Here is a 15,368-nt window from a genome sequence, read left to right as displayed (position 1 = left end):
CTGCGGTCCGGACGCACAACTTCTTGAGGAGAATTGCCATGTCCAAGATTCGTACGATGCTGATCGGTGCCGCGCTGACGGCGTTCGCTACTTCGGCCGCATTCGCCCAGACGGGCACGACGGCGCAAGGCGCAGCCGGTGCCGGCGTGCAGGCGCAGACGCCGGCGGCAGGTGTCGGTGCGGGCGCGCAGGGCGGCGCCGGCGCGAACGCGTCGGGCAATGCGACGGGCGGTGCGACCGATGCGGTCGGCGCGGCGGCCGATGGCGCGAAGGATACGACGTTGTCGGCCGTTCATTCGGCCAAGAAGCACACGAAGCATGCGGCGAAGTCGGCCAAGGGCCATGCGGGCTCGGCCAAGGCGAAAGCCGACGAGGCGACCGAAGGCGGCGCATCGGTCGGCGCGCAGGGCGGTGCATCGGCGCAGGGCGCCACGCAGTAAGCGTGTCCGACGCCGTCGCGACGCGCGCCTGGATGGCGCGTCGCGACGGCAATCGTCAGGCGGCCCGGTTCGCTTCGCGCGACCGGGCCGTTTTCGTGGGGGGATGCGTTGCGCGGGACGAGCGCGGTCAGGGCCGGCGCTGGCCTTGCCCCTGTCCCTGGGCCGGCCGTGCGACGGCCGGCGTGAACACGCTGCGAAGCCACGCGGCCAGGCGCGCGAAGACGTCGTACGGTTCCTCGACGAAGATCTCCGGCTTCAGCAGCCGCAGGTATTCCATGATCTGCTGCGCTTCCTGCTTCTGGAACGAGCCGTGCGCGAGCCCGAGCCGCAGCAGCCCGCGCAGTTCGCCGAGCTTGTCGCGCGCGGTGCTGCCGACGCTCATCTCGCACGCGAGCTTGGCCTCGTAGATCCGTTGCCGCAGCGATTCCGCGAGCCGCCACGCAGGCGTCTGCATCAGTTCCTCGAGCGTCTGGATGTCCTGCGCCGCGCTCTTGATCTGCGACGCGAGCGGGTCGATCAGCGACGCGTCGCCCTGCGCTTCGGCGACGATCGCCTTCGCCCAGTCGCGGCATGCCTTCGCGAGTTCGTCGGGGGTCCATTCGGAGCGCGACGCGAAGCCGAAGCCGAATTCGCCGGCCTGCCGCATCAGGATCGCGACGACGTCCGGAAATTCCTTGTCGAGCGTGCGCTTGGCCCACGCGTACTGGCCGCCCTGCAGCATCCGCTGCACGGCGTGCTCGGTCAGCGGCACCATGTTGTCGAGCAGCTTGGCGCGCAGGAAATCCTCGAACGACGGCGTCGCGAATTGCGGGTCGAGTTTCAGCGACACGCGGACGAACGCATCGTAGTCCTTGCGCAGGGACTCGAGCGTGTCGTCCTTGAGGGAAAGGGTGATCTGGCCCATGAATCGTCTCGATGGCGGCCCGCGCAAGCCGGCGCCGGCGCGGCGCACCGGGAACGGGGCACGGCGTCGACCGACCGATGCGCGCCGGGGCCGGTGGCGGGTCTTCCTCTCCTATATCGGCGCACCGGGCGGAAACTTGAGCGCGCGCGCGACGCAGCCCGCGCTCAGGCGGGCGGCCAGTGCGGCAGTACGACCCCTTGCCACAGGAAGAACACCGCGAGCCCGGCGGCGATCGTCACGAGCGGGCGGCGGGTCGCGGCCGATACGAGCACGGCCGCGAGCGCGCCGACGAGCTGCGGGTTTCGCCAGGTCAGCTCGGCCGTGCCGCCGTGCGGCGAGACGGTCATCGGTACGATGATCGCGGTCAGCACGGTGACCGGCACGAAGCCGAGCGCGGTCCGCACGAGCGGCGGGAACGTCAGCCGCTCGCCGAACAGGAACAGCGTCGAGCGGATCGCATACGTGATGACGGCCATCCCGAGGATCAGCAGCGCGTAACTCACGATGCCGCCTCCGGGCGGGAGCCGGCGCGCGTGCGATCGTGCAGCAGCGTGAGCGCGAGGCCGACCGCGACGCCGGCGGCGACCGCGCCGAGCAGCCCGAGCTTGTACGGCCAGCCCTGCCAGAAGTACGCGAGCGTGCCGGCCGTGGCGGCCGCCGAGAAGTAGCGCAGCGTGCCGAGCTGCGGGACGACGATCGCGATGAAGGTCGCCGCCATCGCGAAATCGAGGCCGAGCGACTGCAGGCCCGGGAATGCCGTGCCGAAGCCGATGCCCGCGAGCGTCCAGACCTGCCAGTTCAGGTACATCGCGAGCCCGGAGCCGAAAAAGTAGTGGGGGCCGATCGTACCGGGCGGGTAGTGCCGGTAGTGTCCGTAGGCGACCGCGAACACCTCGTCGGTCATCAACGCGCCGAGCGTCGCGCGCCAGCGCAGCGGCAGGTGGGCGACATAGGGCGCGAGCGTCGCGCTGTACAGCAGGTGGCGCAGGTTCACGATCAGCGTCGTGGCGAGCACGACGGCGAAACTCGCGCTGCCGGCGATCAGGCCGAGCGCGATGAACTGCGCGGAGCCCGCGAACACCGCGAGCGACATCAGCGCGCCGTGCCAGGCGGCGAGCGGGCCGCCGCCGACGAGCGTGCCGAAAATCACGCCGAACGGTGCTGCGCCGATCATCATCGGAATCGTGTCGCGTGCGCCGTCGAGCCATTCGTTGAGCGGGCGGCGCGGGGGCGATGCGGGTGTCTCGTTCAAGAAGCGCTCCTCCATGAGGGGGAGGATAGCGGGCCGGTGGCGAGCCGGCTTGTATGTTCTTGCGCCCGCCGCAGCGGCGCCGGTTCGCGTGTCGGCCGGCGCGGGGCGCAGGCGCAGCCGACGGCTGCGGGAAGCCGCGCGTCAGCTTGCCTGCCAGCGCCCGGGCGGCACACCGAACATCCGTTTGAAATGCCGCGTGAAGTGGCTCTGGTCGACGAAGCCGCTGGCCGCCGCGACATCGGCGACGGGGATGCCCGCGCGCAGCGGCGCCAGTGCACGCTGCAGCCGCAACTGGTTGCGCCATGCATGCGGCGGCATGCCGACCGTACGCGTGAACAGGCGCGCCGCGTGAAACGGCGACAGGCCGGCCGCCTGCGCGACATCGTCGAGCGTCACCGCGCCCGTCAGATCGGCGGCGAGCCGCTCGCGCATCGCGTCGACACGCGGTTCGTCGGCCGCGAGCGGCACCGGCTGCGGTCGCACGTCGGCGTGGCGCGCGATCAGCGTCGACAGCGCGTCGAGCATCGCGGTTTCGGCGGCGAGCGGATCGTAGATGCGCGGCGCGCCGGTGGCGGGACCGTCGGCCGCCGGGTCGCCTGCCGCCGAAGCGCCTGCCCGCTGCCCGGCCGCATGCGACGACAGCGCGCGCTCGCTGCCGGCTTCCAGCATCCGGTGCGCGAGCGCGAGCCGGGCCGCGAGGTCGGCGTCGCGGATCACGTCGGGCGCAAACCACGGCGCCTCCTGCGGGCGGCCCGCGATCGAACCGGCGAGTTCGCGGATGAATTCGACCGGCATGTAGCTGACGCGATAGCACCAGCCCTCGTCGGCGGCACGCGACCCCGTATGGACTTCGCCGGGATTGATCACGGGCACGGTGCCCGTTTCGGCGACATGACCGGTGCCGCGATAGGTGAAGCGTTCCGCGCCTTCGAGAATCACGGGGATCGTGTACGCGTCGTGCCAGTGAGGCGCGAACGCGTGATCGCGATAGGTGGCCGTGAGGAGATCCGCGTCCGGCACGAGCGGCGTACGCCAGTAGCGTGCGGAATCGGGAAGGCGGGTGGCGGGCATGATCGGGCGCGGGAGCGGTCGAACCGACAGTGTATCGCTCGCGCGCCCGGCGGGCGCGGGCTTACTTGACCGGAATCGTCGTGCCGGCCGGCATCGGCACCGCGGTGACGGCGTTCTTCGGGCTGCCGCTGACGATGCGGTCGCTGTAGGTCAGGTAGACGATCGTGTTGCGTTTCTTGTCGACCACGCGCACGACGTGCAGCGTCTTGAAGATGAACGACATGCGTTCGCTGAACACGTCGGTCTGCTGCTTGAGCGGTTCCTTGAAGCTGATCGGGCCGACCTGCCGGCACGCGATCGATGCTTCGCTCGGATCCTCGGCGACGCCGAGCGTGCCCTTGATCCCGCCGGTGCGGGCGCGCGACACGTAGCAGGTCACGCCGTTCACGACCGGATCGTCATAGGCCTCGACGACTACGCGATCGGAGCCCGTGACGCGGAAATGGGTATTGACGCTGCCGACTTCCTCCGCCTGCGCGAACGGCGCTGCAGCGAATGCGGAGAGCAGGAGGGCGACGGGGGCGGAGCGCAGGAGGCGATGCTTCATCGACGGAACCGGATGCGAATGCGGGACAGAGACTCTAGCATGCGCGTGACCGGGCCACGACAAGCAGAAGGGCGGAACGGCGGCCGAAAAAACAAAAGGCCCGTCGAATGACGGGCCTTTCGCTATTTGGCTCCCCGACCTGGGCTCGAACCAGGGACCTACGGATTAACAGTCCGGCGCTCTACCGACTGAGCTATCGGGGAATAAATCGGTACATCTGCGTGTTGCTCGTTCTCAACAAAAAACCCGTCCACTTTCAACGGGCCTTTGCGTTTTTGGCTCCCCGACCTGGGCTCGAACCAGGGACCTACGGATTAACAGTCCGGCGCTCTACCGACTGAGCTATCGGGGAACAAACAACAACAGCAGAGAAACGAGATTGTATGGAGTGTTCGCTAACCTGTCAATACTTTGGAGCCGCAGCGAATAAAATTTTTTGCAGTCGCCGCCGTGCGATCAGCGCTCGAGCAGGTGCAGCTTGTCCTGCACGTCCTTCCACTCGTCCGCGTCGGCCGGCGCCGGCTTAGTCTTCGTGATCGACGGCCAGTTCTTCGCCAGCTCGGCGTTCAGCTCGGTGAACTGCTGCTGGTCGCCCGGAACGTCTTCTTCGGCATAGATCGCATTGGTCGGGCATTCGGCGACGCACACGGCGCAGTCGATGCACTCGTCCGGATCGATGGCGAGAAAGTTGGGACCTTCACGGAAGCAATCCACCGGGCACACATCCACGCAATCCGTGTATTTGCACTTGATGCAGCCTTCGGTCACAACGTGAGTCATTAAAACGCTCCTGCTTGGCGGTATATATGGGGTGGCGTTTGCGCCAAAAGCGGCATTGTAACTGAAGCGCAAAACCCGCATCGCGTGGTCGGCTATCCGGCTTATATCGTTTCGTGATTAGTTTATGGGCGGCGCAACGCGGACACAACCGCGCGCCGGGCACGAGCGTGATGCGGCACGGCGGAGGGCGGTTTCGCGATGGTCCGGCACGCATTCGGGTAACATGACCGACAGACCGGGCGGCGCGCGGTGCGTCGGGGCCCGGTCACGATATTGGCGCTGCCGTCATCATGATCATCACTTCGCTGCTCGACACGGATCTCTACAAGTTCACGATGATGCAGGTCGTCCTGCATCACTTTCCCGCTGCCAACGTCGAATACCGTTTCCGGTGCCGCACGCCCGGCGTCGATCTCGTGCCGTACATCGACGAGATTCGCGACGAGGTGCGCGGCCTGTGCTCGCTGCGCTTTTCCGACGTCGAACTCGACTATCTGCGGCGGATGCGCTTCATCAAGAGCGACTTCGTCGACTTCCTCGCGCTGTTCCACCTGAACGAGAAGTACATCTCGATCACGCCTTCGCCGAAGGGCAACGGCGAGATCGACATCGTGATCGAGGGGCCGTGGCTGCATACGATCCTGTTCGAGATCCCGGTGCTCGCGATCGTCAACGAAGTCTATTTCCGCAACACGCAGCGCGAGCCCGACTATCGCGAAGGCCGCGAACGGCTGCGCGAGAAGATCAAGCTGCTCGGCGCGAAGCCCGAATTCGCCGACTGCAAGATCGCCGACTACGGTACGCGCCGGCGCTTCTCGAAGGTCTGGCACGAGGAAGTCGCGCTCACGCTGCGCGACGGGCTCGGCCCGCAGTTCGCGGGCACCAGCAACGTGCTGTACGCGATGAAGCACGACATCACGCCGCTCGGCACGATGGCGCACGAATACCTGCAGGCGTGTCAGGCGCTCGGCCCGCGGTTGCGCGATTCGCAGATCTACGGCTTCGAGATGTGGGCGAAGGAGTATCGCGGCGACCTCGGGATCGCGCTGTCGGACGTCTACGGCATGGACGCGTTCCTGAACGACTTCGACATGTACTTTTGCAAGCTGTTCGACGGCGCGCGCCACGATTCGGGCGATCCGTTCGACTGGGGCGAGCGGATGCTGCGCCATTACGAGGCGAACCGGTGCGACCCGCGCACCAAGGTGCTCGTGTTCTCGGACGCGCTCGACATTCCGAAGGTCATGCAGCTGTACGAACGGTTCCGCGGCCGCTGCAAGCTTGCGTTCGGCGTCGGCACCAACCTCACCAACGATCTCGGTTACGTGCCGCTGCAGATCGTGATCAAGATGGTTCGCTGCAACGGCCAGCCGGTCGCGAAGCTGTCGGATTCGCCGGGCAAGAGCATGTGCGACGACAAGGCGTATCTCGCGTACCTGCGTCAGGTGTTCGGCATCGCGCAGCCGGTCGAGGAAGACGCGTCGAAGTAGGCGCCGGCCGTCCGGCCAGGTGTGTCGCAGCAGGGGTGGCCGGTATAATCCGACGTATTGCACGCAACGTCACGAGGACCGTTCATGGACACTTCCGCTGCCCGTCGCCAGATCCTCGCGCGCATCCGCGCGGCGCAGGGGCGTGCGGCCGAACCCGATGCAGCGGAGCGCGACGGCGTCGCCGACTACCTTGCCCGTCATCCGCAAGGCCCGCGCCCGCCGGCGCCGGCCGACCTCGTCGCCGCTTTCGTCGACGAAGCGCAGCGCCTGTCGACCACGGTCGACGAAGTCGCGACGCTGGCCGACGTGCCTGCCGCCGCCGCCCGCTATCTTGCCGCTCACGGCCTGCCGGCGCAGGCCATCGCGTGGCGCACGCTGGCCGATCTCGACTGGGCCGCCGCCGGCCTGTCGGTCGAGTGCCGCAAGCCGCGCGACGGCGATCTCGTCGGCCTGACCGGGTGTTTTTGCGCGACTGCCGAAACGGGGTCGCTGGTGTTGCTGTCCGGCCCCGACACTTACGCATCGGCCGGCCTGCTGCCGGAAACCCACATCGCGATCGTGCCGGCGTCGCGCATCGTCGCCGGTCATGAAGACGCGTTCGCGCTGATTCGCGCGGAGCGCGGCGAACTGCCGCGCGCGGTCAATTTCGTGTCGGGCCCGTCGCGCACCGGCGACATCGAGCAAACGATCATTCTGGGTGCACACGGTCCGTACCGCGTGCACGCGATCGTCGTACGGGGCGCATGACGCACCCGCTGCCTTCACCCTTATTTCGAACAAGGAAGTTCCGCATGAAACGACATGCCGCCTGGGCGGGCATGGCGTCGGGAATCGCGCTTGGCGCCGCTCCCGCGCTCGCATCGGCCGCCACGCTCGACGGTTCCACGCTGTCGGCGCTCTGGGGTATCCCGTTCGCCGGGATCCTGCTGTCCATCGCGCTGTTCCCGCTCGTCGCCCCCGTGTTCTGGCATCACCACTTCGGCAAGATCGCCGCCGGCTGGGCGATCGTGTTCCTCGCGCCGTTCGCGGTCGCGTTCGGCGCCGGCACCGCGTTCGGCACGCTCGTGCATGCGCTGCTCGAGGAATACATTCCGTTCATCGTGCTGCTCACCGCGCTCTATACGGTCGCGGGCGGCATCTGCGTGAACGGCAACCTGCATGGGTCGCCGAAACTGAATACCGCGATCCTCGCGCTCGGCACGCTGCTCGCGAGCGTGATGGGCACGACGGGCGCCGCGATGCTGCTGATCCGGCCGCTGCTGCGCGCGAACGACAACCGCAAGCATGTCGTGCACGTCGTGATCTTCTTCATTTTCCTCGTCGCGAACGCGGGCGGTTCGCTGTCGCCGCTCGGCGATCCTCCGCTGTTCCTCGGCTTCCTGAACGGCGTGAGCTTCTTCTGGACGACCACGCATCTCGCGCTGCCGATGCTGTTCATCTGCGCGGTGCTGCTGACGCTGTTCTTCGCGCTCGATACGTACTTCTACCGGAAGGGCGGCGAGGAGCGGCCGGCCGCGCTCGATCCGACGCCCGACGGCGCGGCGCTGTCGATCGACGGCAAGATCAACTTCGTGCTGCTGGCGGCCGTGATCGCGCTCGTGCTGATGAGCGGCGTGTGGAAGCCGGGCATCTCGTTCGACGTGTGGGGCACGCACGTCGCGTTGCAGAATCTCGTGCGCGACGTCGCGCTCGTGGTGGTGACGCTCGCGTCGCTCGCGCTGACGCCGCGTTCCGCGCGCGAGGGCAACGCGTTCAACTGGGCGCCGATCGAGGAAGTCGCGAAGCTGTTCGCCGGCATCTTCGTGACGATCGCGCCGGTGATCGTGATCCTGCGCGCGGGGGCGGACGGCGCATTCGCGCAGATCGTCCATCTCGTCACGGGGCCCGACGGCAAGCCGATCGATGCGATGTACTTCTGGGCGACGGGCATCCTGTCGTCGTTCCTCGACAATGCGCCGACCTATCTCGTGTTCTTCAACCTCGCGGGCGGCGATGCGCAGACGCTGATGACGACCGGCGCATCGACGCTCGCCGCGATTTCCGCCGGCGCGGTGTTCATGGGCGCGAACAGCTATATCGGCAACGCGCCGAATTTCATGGTGAAGGCGATCGCCGAATCGCGCGGCGTGAAGATGCCGAGCTTCTTTGCGTACCTCGGCTGGGCGCTCGTCGTGCTGATACCGGTATTCCTGCTGACGTCGTGGCTTTTCTTCCCGGCGTAAGCTGACGATTTTCAACCCCGAGCGGGCGGTCCCGGCGGCGCGCGGCGCTACGACCCGTCCGCGGCATGCGGAGATGGCGATGCAGAAGATCCTGGTCGCGCGTCCGATCTTTCCGGACGTGATCGAACGGCTCAAGCAGTATTTCGAAGTCGACTGGAACGACGGCGACGCGCTCGCGCCCGACGCGCTCGCCGCGCGTCTGGCCGACAAGGACGGCGCGCTGACGGCCGGCGACCCGGTCGGCGCGGCCACGCTCGCGGCCGCGCCGCGCCTGCGCGTCGTGGCGAACATGGCGGTCGGCTACAACAACTTCGACATGGCCGCGTTCAACGCGGCGAACGTGCTCGGCACCAACACGCCCGACGTGCTGAACGAGTCGACCGCCGATTTCGGCTGGGCGCTGATGATGGCCGCCGCGCGTCGGATCGCCGAATCCGAACACTGGCTGCGCGCCGGTCACTGGCGGAAGTGGGCGTACGACGGCTTCCTCGGCACCGACATCTACGGCTCGACGCTCGGCGTCATCGGGATGGGCCGCATCGGCCAGGCGCTCGCGCGGCGCGCGCGCGGCTTCGGGATGCAGGTGATTTATCACAACCGTTCGCGGGTCGCGCCCGAGATCGAAACCGAGCTCGAGGCCGAATACGTGTCGAAGGATGCGCTGCTCGCGCGTGCCGATCACGTCGTGCTCGTGCTGCCGTACACGAAGGAGAACCATCACACGATCGGCGCGGCCGAGCTCGCGAAGATGAAACCCACGGCGACGCTGACCAACATCGCGCGCGGCGGGATCGTCGACGATGCGGCGCTGGCCGCCGCGCTGCGGGACGGGACGATCGCCGCGGCCGGCCTCGACGTGTACGAGGGCGAGCCGAGCGTGCATCCGGCGCTGCTCGAAGTGCCGAACGTCGTGCTGACGCCGCATATCGCGAGCGCGACCGAAAAGACGCGCCGCGCGATGGCGAATCTCGCTGCCGACAACCTGATCGCCGCGCTCGGCGAGGGGCCGCGCGCGGGGCGGCCGCCGAATCCGATCAACCCTGACGTGATCGGGAAGCCGCGCGCATGACGATGACGTTGTTGCTGGCGGCGGTCGTCGTGCTGGCCGTCGCGCTCGCCGTGGCGATCGTCGCGCTCGTGCGCGGCGGCGGCCGCCACGACGACGTGGCCGTGCTCGGCGACCAGATCGAGGATGCCGCGCATGCGCAGGCGCGCGCGGTCGAGCGGCTCGAACGCGAATTGCGCGGCGAGATCGTCGATAATGCGCGCGGGTCGCGTACCGAGCTGGCCGGCAGCTTCGCCCAGTTGCAGCAGACGCTCGCCGCGCAACTGACGAGTGTGGCGACCGTGCAGAACAGCCAGATCGAGGGGTTCGCGCAGCAGCTCGGCAAGCTCGTCGCCGGCAATGCGCAGCAGTTCGATGCGATGCGCGAGAGCCTGCAGCGCCAGGCGCAGCAGGCGCGCGAGGAACAGACGGGCGCGCTGCGGCTGTTCGGCGACACGCTGAACCGGCAGCTCACGCAACTGACCGAGGCGAACGATCGCCGGATCGGCGAAGTGCGTGCGACGCTCGAACAGCGGCTGAAGGAAATCGAGACGAACAACGCGGCGAAACTCGAGGAGATGCGCCGCACCGTCGACGAGAAGCTGCACGCGACGCTCGAGCAGCGGCTCGGCGAATCGTTCAAGCTCGTGTCGGACCGGCTCGAACAGGTGCATCGCGGGCTCGGTGAGATGCAGACGCTCGCGGCCGGCGTCGGCGACCTGAAAAAGGTGCTGACCAACGTGAAGACGCGCGGCACCTGGGGCGAAGTGCAGCTCGAGGCGCTGCTGGAACAGATGCTGACGCCCGACCAGTACGCGAAGAACGTCGCGACGGTGCCGAAGAGTACCGAGCGCGTCGAATTCGCGATCCGGCTGCCGGGCCGTGCTGCCGGCACGCGCGACGCGCTGCCGGTGTGGCTGCCGATCGACGCGAAATTCCCGCGCGAAGACTACGAGCGGTTGATCGACGCGCAGGAGCGCGCCGATGCGGTGGCGGTCGAGGAGGCGGCGCGAGCGCTCGAGGCGCGGGTGCGGATGGAAGCGCGCACGATCGCCGAGAAGTACGTCGCGCCGCCGCACACGACCGACTTCGCGCTGCTGTTCCTGCCGACCGAGGGGCTCTATGCGGAGATCCTGCGCCGCCCGGGGCTGACCGACCTGCTGCAGCGCGACTATCGTGTGACGGTCGCCGGGCCGACCACGCTCACCGCGCTGTTGAACAGCCTGCAGATGGGGTTCCGCACGCTCGCGATCGAGCAGCGCTCGAGCGAGGTGTGGCAGGTGCTCGGTGCGGTCAAGACGGAGTTCGGCAAGTTCGGCGACGTGCTCGCGCGCACGAAGGCGCAGCTCGAAACGGTCACGCGCTCGATCGAGTCTGCCGAGCAGCGCACGCGCGTGATGAGCCGCAAGCTCAAGCAGGTCGAGGCGCTGCCGGGCGATGCGGCGGCCGGTCTGCTCGGCGCGGAAGGGGCCGAAGGCGCCGATGCGGACGACGCGTGACGCGCGTTGGCGGCAACGGCCGGACGAACAAAACGGGCGCCGCGGCGCCCGTTTTCGTTGGCAGCGATCGCCGGCGCGGCCGGCTCGCGCTCAATGCGCGGCGAGCGTGTCCAGCGCGTCGCCCGTCACGCGCACGATGCGCCACTCCGGCAGCACGGTCGCGCCCATCTTCTCGTAGAAATCGATCGCCGGCTGGTTCCAGTCGAGGACCGACCATTCGAAGCGCGCGCAACGACGCTTGACGGCGAGTGCCGCGAGATGACGCAGCATCGCGGTGCCCAGGCCCGTGCCGCGCTGCGACGGCTGCACGTACAGATCCTCGAGATACAGCCCGCGGCGGCCGAGGAACGTCGAATAGTTGTGGAAGAACAGCGCATACGCGACGATTGCGCCGTCCTGCTCGGCCACCCGTGCCTCGGCGGCAGGGTGCTCGCCGAACAGCGCGTCGGCGAGATCGGCTTCGGTCGCGACGAACAGATGCGTGAGCTTCTCGAACTCCGCCAGCTCGCGCATCAGCGCGAGGATCGCGCCGACGTCGCGCGGGTCGGCCGCGCGGATCAGCGGCGTGCCGCTCACGCTTCCTCCGGCGGATCGGACAGCACGATCTCGATGCCGCCGAAGCGCGACGCGACCCAGTTGTACGCATGGCACGCGATCCACAGCAGCACGAAACCGAGGATCGCGTTCAGCAGCAGCGCGCTCAGGATCGTGCTCAACTCGACCATCCCGTAACGGATATACGCGACGAGAATGCCGAGCAGCACGATCGGCACGCTGAACGTCAGGTAGACGAGGATCAGCGCCTTTGCGGTCTGCCCCGCGGCGATCGACGAGATTTGTTTCTTCATGTGCGGATTGCCCCCGTAGTGATATACCGATTGGAATTCAGATCAGGCCGTCGAGCGGCAGGATGTCGACCGGGGCGCCCGCGTCGATTGCCGCGGTATCGTGGCCCAGGACGATGAAACAGTTGGCGGCCGCGAGACCGCTCAGCGACGCGGCGCTTTGCGATCCGGCCGGCGCGACGTGCCATTGGCCGTCGGCGGCGCGCGTCGCGATGCCGCGCAGGTATTCGGTGCGGCCGGGACGCGTTTTCAACGGCTGCGTACTGAGCGCCGTGTACATCGCCGGCGGCGGCGTCTGCGCACCGGCCAGCGTCAGCAGGGCGGGGCGCACGATCGCGTAAAACGTCACGGCGGAGGCGACCGGATTGCCGGGCAGCCCGAAGAACAGCGCGTGGCCGGCGCTGTCGCCCGCGCGTGCGAGCGTGCCGCACGCGAGCGGCCGGCCGGGCCGCAGCGCGAGACTCGCGAACGTCACGTCGCCGAGCCGCGCCATCACGTCGCGCGTGAAATCGGCTTCGCCGACCGACACGCCGCCCGACGTGATGACCGCATCGGCCTGCGCGGCGAGGGCGTCGCGCAATGCGGCTTCGAGCGCGGCCGGGTCGTCCCGGACGATCCCGAGATCGATCGTGTCCACGTGCAGCCGTGCGAGCATCGCGATCAGCATCCCGCGATTGCTGTCGTACAGCGCGCCGCGGCCGAGCGGTTCGCCGGGCTCGCGCAGCTCGTCGCCGGTCGAGAACACGGCGACGCGCACGCGCCGGCGCACCGTGACGTCGGTGACGCCGAACGAGGCGAGCAGGCCGAGATCCGATGGCCGCAGGATACGGCCCGCGGCGAGTGCGCAGGCGCCGCGCGCGAGATCTTCGCCGGCCTTGCGGCAGTTCGCGCCGCGCGCGACGTCGTGCGCGGCGAAGCGGATCGTGTCGCCATCGACGCGTACGCGTTCCTGCGGAATCACCGTGTCGCATCCGGCCGGCATCGGCGCGCCGGTCATGATGCGCACACATGCATGGGCCGCCACGGCGCCGTCGAACGGATGGCCGGCGAACGCGGTGCCGGCGACCGTCATCGCGACCTCGCTCTGCGCCGACGCGAATGCTGCGCTGCCGCCGTCGAACGCATAGCCGTCCATTGCCGAGTTGTCGTACGCGGGAATGTCGAACGGCGCGCTCACGTCGGCCGCGAGCACGCGGTCGAGCGCGTCGCGCAGCGTCACCGTGTCGTACGCGTCGACCGGCGCCGCGAAGCGGCACGCGAGCGCCTGCGCGTCGGCGAGCGACAGCGGGGCATCGGGGCCGGGTGCGGTTCGGGAAGCGGGCGAGGATTGCGTGATCATCAGTCGGACTGCGCCGCGAGGCGTATCGGGTTCGTGGCCGGTGGCGCGAGGAGGGTGCCGGGGCGCGGGTTTCGCGTGTGGCGGGCGCCGGGCGGGAACGGCACGGGCCGTCAGCGGCGGGCCAGCGCGGCGAGTTCCTGCCAGGAGTTGGCATTGTAAAACGCACGCTCGTCGCGAAACTCGACTTCGACCGTCTTGTGGCGTGCGTACCACGCACGCACCTTGCGGTCGCCGGCCGCGAGCCGGGCGGCCAGGTCGTCGGCCAGCGACGTGCGCAGCAGCGCGAACGTCGGTTGCGGCGAGCGCATCTGCCGCGCGTCGACGGTAATCGCCATCGCGATGTCGGCCTGCTGCGCGTCGAGCGCGGCATGCAGCCGCGCGACGAGGTCGACGGGCAGATAGGGCGTATCGCATGGCGAGCACGCGAGCAGCGGCGCGCGCGCCGCGCGCATGCCGGCAAGCAGGCCCGCGAGCGGCCCAGGGAAGTCGGAGGTTTCGTCGGCGACGATGCGCGCGTCGAACGGCGCACCGAGTTCGGCATAGCGATCGGCATGGCGATTCGCGCTGATCAGCGTCTCGTCGACCTGCGGCGACAGCCGGCGCAGCACGTGCAGCGCGAGCGGCGTACCGTCGAGCAATTGCAGGCCCTTGTCGACGCCGTCCATGCGGGTGGCCCGCCCGCCTGCGAGCAGCAGGCCGGCGATCGACGGGGCGGACGCGGGAGCGGACATCGTGCGCGGGCGGAAAGAGCGGCGGGCGTCAGCCGCCGATATACGACATTTCGACGCGCTTGCCGGCGCCCTCGGGCGCGGCGTCGGACGATGCGCTGCCGCGCAGCTGCGAATAGCGGTCGGTGCGCGCCTGCCAGATGCGGGCGATCGCAGTCGCGATCTCGGCATCGCTTGCGCCGCCGCGCACGAGCGCACGCAGGTCGTGGCCGGTCGACGCGAACAGGCACAGGTACAGCTTGCCTTCGGTCGACAGTCGCGCGCGCGTGCAGTCGCCGCAGAAGGCCTGCGTGACGCTCGAGATCACGCCGATCTCGCCGCTGCCGTCCGCATAGCCCCAGCGCTGCGCGGTTTCGGCCGCCGTGTGCGGCTCGAGCGGCACGAGCGGGAAGTGTTCGGCGATACGCGCGACGACGTCCGCCGACGGCAGCACCTCGGTCATGTTCCAGCCGTTCGACGTGCCGACGTCCATGTATTCGATGAAACGCAGGATCACGCCGGTGCCGCGGAAGCGCTCGGCCATCGGCAGGATCTCGCTGTCGTTGGTGCCGCGCTTCACGACCATGTTGACCTTGACCGGCGCGAGGCCCGCGGCCTGCGCGGCGAAGATGCCGTCGAGCACGTCGGCGCTCGCGAACTCGGCATCGTTCATGCGCTTGAACAGCGCATCGTCGAGCGCGTCGAGGCTGACCGTGACGCGCGTGAGCCCGGCATCCTTCAGCGCGCGCGCCTTGCGGGCGAGCAGCGAGCCGTTGGTCGTCAGCGTGAGGTCGAGCGGGCGGCCGGCGTGCGTCGTCAGACGCGCGAGCCGCTCGATCAGGAATTCGAGGTTCTTGCGCAGCAGCGGCTCGCCGCCCGTGATACGGATCTTCTCGACGCCGTGTGCGACGAAGAGCCGCGCCACGCGCTCGATTTCCTCGTGCGTGAGCAGCGCGCTGTGCGGCAGGAACGGGTAGTCCTTGTCGAAGACCGCGCGCGGCATGCAGTACACGCAGCGGAAATTGCAGCGATCCGTCACCGAAATGCGCAGGTCGCGCAGCGGCCTGGCGAACGTGTCGGCCAGCGTGCCGTCGGGGGCATGCGCGACGCCGGAGACGTCCGGCATCCCGCTGACGTCGGCGAGGGGAATGATGCGTCGGGACATGTTGGAAGAAGTACGGACCAGACTGCTATTTTAGCCGCAACCGGCCGGCGGGTCCGGGGGGC

At 68.6% G+C, this 15,368-nt stretch carries 17 protein-coding genes and 2 tRNA genes; 6 read left to right on the top strand and 13 right to left on the bottom strand.

Translation table 11 applies throughout. The features are described from left to right. Positions 1-38: 38 nt before the first annotated feature. Positions 39-440, top strand: a complete 402-nt coding sequence (locus tag WS96_RS27040; RefSeq protein ID WP_059836739.1) for a hypothetical protein — start codon at positions 39-41, stop codon at positions 438-440. 127 nt (positions 441-567) lie between these two features. Here the strand turns inward: WS96_RS27040 and WS96_RS27035 are convergent, their stop codons facing one another. The 8 genes from WS96_RS27035 to fdxA all read right to left on the bottom strand — a co-directional run bounded on the left by WS96_RS27035 (position 568) and on the right by fdxA (position 4,994). Continuing rightward, positions 568-1,344 (bottom strand): DUF4088 family protein, encoded by a 777-nt coding sequence (locus WS96_RS27035; protein WP_059779728.1) that lies wholly within the window; start codon positions 1,342-1,344, stop codon positions 568-570. Positions 1,345-1,508: 164 nt separating this feature from the next. Next, positions 1,509-1,847, bottom strand: coding sequence for an AzlD domain-containing protein (locus WS96_RS27030; protein ID WP_059824226.1), 339 nt, complete (start codon positions 1,845-1,847; stop codon positions 1,509-1,511). Next, a complete protein-coding gene (locus WS96_RS27025) occupies positions 1,844-2,611 on the bottom strand; it encodes an AzlC family ABC transporter permease (protein ID WP_059836737.1) in 768 nt (255 codons plus the stop codon). Before WS96_RS27025 ends, WS96_RS27030 begins: the two co-directional genes overlap by 4 nt. A 126-nt stretch (positions 2,612-2,737) precedes the next feature. Then, a complete protein-coding gene (locus tag WS96_RS27020) occupies positions 2,738-3,667 on the bottom strand; it encodes an AraC family transcriptional regulator (RefSeq protein ID WP_059836735.1) in 930 nt (309 codons plus the stop codon). A 61-nt stretch (positions 3,668-3,728) separates the two neighbouring features. Continuing rightward, positions 3,729-4,214, bottom strand: coding sequence for a CreA family protein (locus WS96_RS27015; RefSeq protein WP_034206753.1), 486 nt, complete (start codon positions 4,212-4,214; stop codon positions 3,729-3,731). A 127-nt stretch (positions 4,215-4,341) separates the two neighbouring features. Further along, positions 4,342-4,417, bottom strand: a tRNA-Asn gene (locus WS96_RS27010). A 73-nt stretch (positions 4,418-4,490) separates the two neighbouring features. Next, positions 4,491-4,566: transfer RNA gene (locus tag WS96_RS27005), tRNA-Asn, on the bottom strand. Between the two features lie 104 nt (positions 4,567-4,670). Next, positions 4,671-4,994 carry a ferredoxin FdxA gene (gene fdxA, locus WS96_RS27000; protein ID WP_011544919.1) on the bottom strand — a complete coding sequence of 108 codons (324 nt, stop codon included), beginning with the start codon at positions 4,992-4,994 and terminating at the stop codon, positions 4,671-4,673. Between the two features lie 290 nt (positions 4,995-5,284). Between fdxA and pncB the strand changes: the two genes are divergently transcribed. The 5 genes from pncB to rmuC all read left to right on the top strand — a co-directional run bounded on the left by pncB (position 5,285) and on the right by rmuC (position 11,250). Beyond that, entirely contained in the window at positions 5,285-6,484 is a 1,200-nt protein-coding gene (pncB, locus tag WS96_RS26995; protein ID WP_059836733.1) for a nicotinate phosphoribosyltransferase, read from the top strand. 84 nt (positions 6,485-6,568) lie between these two features. Then, a complete protein-coding gene (locus WS96_RS26990) occupies positions 6,569-7,231 on the top strand; it encodes a LutC/YkgG family protein (protein ID WP_034206755.1) in 663 nt (220 codons plus the stop codon). Between the two features lie 44 nt (positions 7,232-7,275). Continuing rightward, on the top strand, positions 7,276-8,706 hold the full coding sequence (locus WS96_RS26985; RefSeq protein ID WP_059836731.1) for a sodium:proton antiporter: 1,431 nt from the start codon (positions 7,276-7,278) through the stop codon (positions 8,704-8,706). 79 nt (positions 8,707-8,785) lie between these two features. Continuing rightward, entirely contained in the window at positions 8,786-9,775 is a 990-nt protein-coding gene (locus tag WS96_RS26980; RefSeq protein ID WP_059836982.1) for a 2-hydroxyacid dehydrogenase, read from the top strand. After that, positions 9,772-11,250 (top strand): DNA recombination protein RmuC, encoded by a 1,479-nt coding sequence (gene rmuC / locus WS96_RS26975; protein ID WP_059836730.1) that lies wholly within the window; start codon positions 9,772-9,774, stop codon positions 11,248-11,250. The genes WS96_RS26980 and rmuC overlap by 4 nt, the downstream gene beginning before the upstream one ends. Positions 11,251-11,340: 90 nt before the next feature. On the opposite strand, the gene WS96_RS26970 is transcribed toward rmuC, so the two are convergent. The 5 genes from WS96_RS26970 to moaA all read right to left on the bottom strand — a co-directional run bounded on the left by WS96_RS26970 (position 11,341) and on the right by moaA (position 15,306). After that, positions 11,341-11,826, bottom strand: a complete 486-nt coding sequence (locus tag WS96_RS26970) for a GNAT family N-acetyltransferase (protein WP_059836728.1) — start codon at positions 11,824-11,826, stop codon at positions 11,341-11,343. Then, positions 11,823-12,098 carry a hypothetical protein gene (locus WS96_RS26965; protein WP_006476519.1) on the bottom strand — a complete coding sequence of 92 codons (276 nt, stop codon included), beginning with the start codon at positions 12,096-12,098 and terminating at the stop codon, positions 11,823-11,825. Before WS96_RS26965 ends, WS96_RS26970 begins: the two co-directional genes overlap by 4 nt. A 37-nt stretch (positions 12,099-12,135) precedes the next feature. After that, a complete protein-coding gene (gene moeA / locus WS96_RS26960) occupies positions 12,136-13,434 on the bottom strand; it encodes a molybdopterin molybdotransferase MoeA (protein ID WP_059836726.1) in 1,299 nt (432 codons plus the stop codon). A 110-nt stretch (positions 13,435-13,544) separates the two neighbouring features. Further along, the gene (gene mobA, locus WS96_RS26955; protein WP_059824220.1) at positions 13,545-14,165 is read right to left on the bottom strand and encodes a molybdenum cofactor guanylyltransferase MobA; all 621 of its coding nucleotides are present in this window, start codon (positions 14,163-14,165) and stop codon (positions 13,545-13,547) included. Positions 14,166-14,193: 28 nt separating this feature from the next. Next, a complete protein-coding gene (gene moaA, locus WS96_RS26950; protein WP_059836724.1) occupies positions 14,194-15,306 on the bottom strand; it encodes a GTP 3',8-cyclase MoaA in 1,113 nt (370 codons plus the stop codon). Positions 15,307-15,368: the final 62 nt, after the last annotated feature.

The organism is Burkholderia sp. MSMB1835 (assembly GCF_001526365.1).
Classification (GTDB): Bacteria; Pseudomonadota; Gammaproteobacteria; order Burkholderiales; family Burkholderiaceae; genus Burkholderia.
The sequence above is the reverse complement of the archived record's forward strand: the minus strand, read 5'-3'. Positions and strand labels throughout refer to the sequence as shown.